This window comes from Seramator thermalis (assembly GCF_004138125.1).
Lineage (GTDB): Bacteria > Bacteroidota > Bacteroidia > Bacteroidales > Dysgonomonadaceae > Seramator > Seramator thermalis.
This window is the reverse complement of sequence record NZ_RXHS01000029.1, coordinates 1-5318: the sequence shown is the minus strand read 5'-3', so window position 1 is coordinate 5318 and position 5318 is coordinate 1. Positions and strand designations below refer to the sequence as shown.

The window sequence follows — 5318 nt, the reverse complement described above, 5'->3', positions numbered from 1 at the left end:
AGCTGATTGAAAGAACAGCAAAAACAGATCTTTTAATCCTGGATGACTTTGGCCTAAAACCACTTGAAGGGCAAGAGTTGCTCGATATGATGGAAATCATTGAGGACAGACATGGACTGAAATCCACCATCATTGCCAGCCAGATCCCTTTTGCGCAGTGGTATGATGTAATGTCAGAAGCCACAATTGCTGAAGCAATCCTGGATCGTGTAATACATACGAGCTATAAAATAGAGTTAAAAGGATCCAACCTAAGAAAAAAAATGTAATTTTGTCAGATTCCTTCGTTCTTTAAAATAAAACCATCAAGAGGGGTCAATATCACCGGAACGAGGGGTCAACATCACCGGAATATCCAATAATGCTCACCCTCTTTTTTTCGTAAATGTCTTATCAAAGTAACACGTTAGAATGAATTCATCAAATTCCGTAGAACAAAGCATTTGTGTGATCATTGTTTCTTATAACTTCGAAACATGGATCGATCGTTGTATTCCATCCATTCAGGCATCAACATTGCCGGCAACCATTCTGGTTGTCGACAACGCCTCGCAAGATCGAACGTGCGAAATCATTCGAAACCGTTATCCTGAGGTAATTTTAAATGAAAACGAAGAAAATCTCGGATTTGGAAAGGCCAACAACATCGGAATGCGATATGCTTTGGAAAAAGGATTTGAATACGTTTTTTTGCTCAACCAGGACGCATGGTTGGAACCAAATGCACTCGAAAAACTGGTAAACGCATCACTTCGATATCCGGTTTATGGCATTTTATCGCCCATTCATTTCAACGGCGATGGCACAGCTCTCGATTTTGGCTTTGCCACCTACACGGGTTTGAAAAATCCTAAGGATATAGAATTATCTTCTGAAATTGAGGAATTTTCTTTCATCAATGCCGCAATGTGGCTTATTCCTACCGAAGTTATCCGAAAAGTTGGCGGCTTTGCGCCCATTTTTGCCCACTATGGCGAAGACCGTAATCTGGCGCAGCGCATTCGCAAAAACGGGTACAAAATAGGTGTGGTAAAATCGGCTTCCGGATATCACGACCGTGAAGCAAGGCCGGTAAACCGCGAACAATTTTTCTACTCGGAATATGTATATTTTTTGACCGAAGCCGTCAATCCCTTTTATTCCTTTGCCAAAGCATTTGCCTATAGCGTACTTGCGGCATACAAAAAAGCCGTGAAATCATGGGCTTCCCGCGAGATAATCGAAAGTCGCGAATATATTCGAATCACCTTTCGATTAATCGGGAAAACACCCGCTATATTCCGCACACGAAAGGAAACGAGAAAAAACCAATCGAATTGCTATTTGTAATCAAGCCAATCTAAAATCCAATTGCCTTCTTTCCAGATTGGCCTTCACCACCTGAATCGTGATGAGTTGCCCTAAACGATATTCGCGTTTGGAGCGTCGACCGACAAGGCGATAATTTTTTTCGTCAAGCTCATAAAAATCGTCATCCAATTCACGAATCGGAATCATTCCCTCGCATTTGTTTTCGTTGATTTCTGCATAAATTCCCCACTCTGTAACGCCCGAAATGACGGCATCATACACTTTGCCAACTTTATCCGACATAAATTCCACCTGCTTGTATTTCACCGAATCGCGTTCGGCATTGGCAGCTACCTGTTCCATTTTCGAACAATGTTTGCATTCTTCTTCCGTTTTTGCCTGATCGACACTCGAACCATGTTCGATAAGATATCTGTCGAGCAAACGATGAACGATGAGGTCGGGATAGCGACGAATAGGTGAGGTGAAGTGCGTATAATAATCAAATGCAAGGCCATAATGCCCGACATTTTTGGTGGAATAGATAGCCTTTGTCATCGACCGGACGGCTATTGTTTCAATCAAATTTTCTTCGGGACGACCTTTTACCCGATCAAGCAACGAATTGATACTCTTTGCAATTTCAACTTTCGTTCCTGAAGTTTTTATTTTGTGTCCAAACCGTAAAATAAAAGTATTCAGGTCATCCAGCTTTTCGGGATCGGGCACATCGTGCACACGATAGACAAATGTTTTGGCATGTTTGCCCTTCGGTACGCGACCAATGGTTTCGGCCACTGTCCGGTTGGCCAAAAGCATAAATTCCTCGATGAGTTTATTGGAATCTTTCGCTTCCTTAAAATAAACGCCAAGCGGCTTGCCGTTTTCATCGAGATTGAATTTCACTTCGTATCTGTCGAAGTTGATAGCACCGTTGGCAAAACGTCGTTCACGAAGTATTTTAGCCAAATCATTAAGTTTGAGCAGCTCTGTACTGTAATCTCCTTTCCCTGTTTCGATAATGGCCTGTGCATCTTCGTATGTCATACGGACATCGGATTTGATAATGGTATGAACAATGCGATGTTTCAGAACTTCGGCATTTTCGTTCATTTCGAAAATAACCGAATAACACAGTTTTTCTTCATGAGGACGAAGCGAACAAATCAAATTGCTCAATCGTTCGGGGAGCATCGGCACAGTTCTATCCACCAAATAGATGGAAGTTGCCCGATTTTCGGCTTCCTGATCGATGATATCACCCGGTTTCACGTAGTGCGATACGTCGGCAATATGGACACCGATCTCCCACGTCGAAGGCGATAACTTTCGTACGGAAAGTGCATCGTCGAAATCTTTTGCATCAGCCGGATCGATGGTCAAAGTAAACACCTCGCGAAAATCCTCCCGTTTGCCGAACTCTTCTGCAGGAATTGCTTCCGAAATAGTTTCAGCAAATTTTTCCACTTGCTCGGGATATTTATACGGCAAATCATATTGCGCCAGAATGGCGTGCATCTCGGTGGTGTTATCGCCCGGTTTACCGAGCACATCGATTACTTTTCCTACGGGATTGTTGGCTTTTTCTGGCCATTCCACAATTTCCACAATTACTTTATCGCCATTTTGTGCACCATTTAAGTCTTCCTTCGGAATAAAAATATCGTTTGCCAAAATTTTGCTGTCCATCACCAGAAAAGCAAAATGCTTTTGGACTTCCAAAGTCCCCACAAACCTTGTTTTGGCACGTTCCAACACTTCAAGGACTACTCCCTCGGTATCGGCCCGTTTACGCTTGGCAAGCAATTGCACACGTACTCGATCACCATTCATGGCATGTTTCGAATTACGTTCCGAAACAAAAACCGGATTGCCATCATCGTCCGGAAGGAAAGAGTTTTTGCCATTACTTCGTCGTTCAAATATCCCTTCGAGAATAAGCCCTCGATTGTTGGAACGATAACGACCGCGTGACGTTTCGAGCAAAATGTCTTCATCGCGCAGTTTGTCGAGCACTTTGATAAGGACTTGCCGTCCTTCTTGCGAATTGATGTTGAGTGCAGCAGCTATTTGCTTATAGTTGAATTGCTTGTCGCGATTCTGATTAAGAAAATTGATGACGGCCTGAGCAAGGTCTTTCTTCTTTGGTTTGGCAGCCGAGTTAGGCGCCGAAGTGTTTTTAGCCATTTTTTTATTGAATTTCGAAGATAAATCAAGATTTAAACGCCAAATCATCGATTTGGTCATAACAAAGTAACAAAAAAAAGTTTAATGATCCGAATTTTGAAACCTCTCTCTTTTCATAATTTCAATTTAGGGTTAAAAGACCATGATTTCGAAGGCCGAATCGCACAAAATCAAATAGAAATGTTTATTTGCGTGTATTCATTTCGTTTTTCAACAAATAAAACGAATCTACTCGTAAAAAATAAGTAATTTTGATTTTCATACTTTTGCAGTTATAATAGAGATGGAACAGGAATTAAGAAAAAGAATCGATAACGTTCGAGATTTCGTACATGAGGTTGGAGGCGATGCATGCATCATCACTTCACAAATCAATCTTTTTTATCTGAATGGATTCATTTTCGACGGGTTCATGTACATTTTGCCCGAACGAGATCCATTGCTATTCGTTAAACGACCGGTGGACATTTTGGGCGAAAATGTATTTTATATTTCGAAACCCGAACAAATTCCGGATAAACTCATCGAATTGGGATATAAAATTCCTGATAAACTCCTTATCGAATCCGACTCGATATCGATGAGCGAAGGAAATAGGCTTCAAGCAACATTGGGAATGCCTCAATTGCTAAACGTTTCGGGTAAGATGAAAGAAATCCGCAGCATAAAATCAGAATCGGAAATCGAACAAATGCGCACTTCGGCTCGAATTCAAAGTAAAATTTACGAGCAAATACCGCATCTTTATCGCAAAGGAATGCGAGACATAGATTTTCAAATCGAAGTGGAATATTTGGTGCGTAAGCATGGTTCGCTGGGCGTCTTCCGATCGTTCGGGCGAAATATGGATATTTTTATGGGAAGTGTAATTGCGGGAGACAATGCAACGGTTCCTTCACCTTATGATTTTGCAATGGGCGGGAAGGGACTATCACCTTATATTCCGATCGGGGCTTCGGGAATAACCTTAGCAGAAGGAATGACGATTATGTTTGATATGGCCGGTAATTTTACCCCCTATCAAAGCGACATGACCCGAACATTTGCTATCGGCAATGTTCCCGAAATTGCTTACAAAGCACATCAAATATCCATCGAAATGAATCAATGGGTTGAAGAAAATGTAAAACCGGGAACGCCGTGTTCCGAAATATACAACAAATCAATTGATTTTGTGCAAAAGAATCGATTGAAAGAATATTTCATGGGAACTATGCAACAAGCAAAATTCGTTGGTCATGGCTTAGGGCTTGAGATTAACGAACTTCCGGTGCTTTCTTCCCGATCAAAAGATATAATGCAACCCAATATCGCTTTTGCCTATGAGCCAAAATTTGTTTTGCCGGGCATCGGAGCCGTTGGCATCGAGAATACGTTCGTAATCAAAGAAGCAGGAAACGAAAAACTCACGCTCTTGGACGAAACACTCCGAAAATTATAAAAAAACGGATTGACAGTCAATAAACACGACAAAGCCCCCGATATGACATCGGGGGCTTGTCGATAAGACGGCGGCTACCTACTCTCCCACATGGTTTCGCAGTACCATCGGCGCAATTGGGCTTAACTTCTCTGTTCGGAATGGGAAGAGGTGGATCCCCAACGCTATAACCACCTTAATAAGTTCACAGCCCGTCTCGGCTGCACTGTTTCATTAAACATGATGTAAAAAGTAAAACAAAAAGACTTACAGTCCGCCTTTTTCGATCCGCTAAAAAGATTTATCAAACCCTCCCTTTTCCGGCTCTTTGTAAGAAAGTTTTCGGGTTATTAGTACTGCTCGGCTTTGACGTTACCGCCTTTACACCTGCAGCCTATCAAGGTCGTCGTCTGCAACCACC

The 5318-nt window shown here is 42.0% G+C and carries 4 protein-coding genes and 2 rRNA genes; 3 read left to right on the top strand and 3 right to left on the bottom strand.

The genetic code is table 11. The annotated features are described in order from the left end of the window. Nucleotides 1-269 (top strand): ATP-binding protein (locus EJN84_RS12100; RefSeq protein WP_165003980.1); only part of this gene is annotated, 269 nt, incomplete at its 5' end. A 142-nt stretch (nucleotides 270-411) separates the two neighbouring features. Beyond that, nucleotides 412-1329, top strand: a complete 918-nt coding sequence (locus tag EJN84_RS12095; protein WP_129595665.1) for a glycosyltransferase family 2 protein — start codon at nucleotides 412-414, stop codon at nucleotides 1327-1329. On the opposite strand, the gene rnr is transcribed toward EJN84_RS12095, so the two are convergent. Beyond that, a complete protein-coding gene (gene rnr, locus EJN84_RS12090; protein WP_129595664.1) occupies nucleotides 1330-3477 on the bottom strand; it encodes a ribonuclease R in 2148 nt (715 codons plus the stop codon). Nucleotides 3478-3760: 283 nt separating this feature from the next. Between rnr and EJN84_RS12085 the strand changes: the two genes are divergently transcribed. Next, on the top strand, nucleotides 3761-4918 hold the full coding sequence (locus EJN84_RS12085; RefSeq protein WP_129595663.1) for a M24 family metallopeptidase: 1158 nt from the start codon (nucleotides 3761-3763) through the stop codon (nucleotides 4916-4918). Between the two features lie 65 nt (nucleotides 4919-4983). Here the strand turns inward: EJN84_RS12085 and rrf are convergent. Next, nucleotides 4984-5096 (bottom strand): 5S ribosomal RNA (gene rrf, locus EJN84_RS12080). Nucleotides 5097-5226: 130 nt separating this feature from the next. Then, nucleotides 5227-5318, bottom strand: a 23S ribosomal RNA gene (locus tag EJN84_RS12075); the annotation flags it as partial.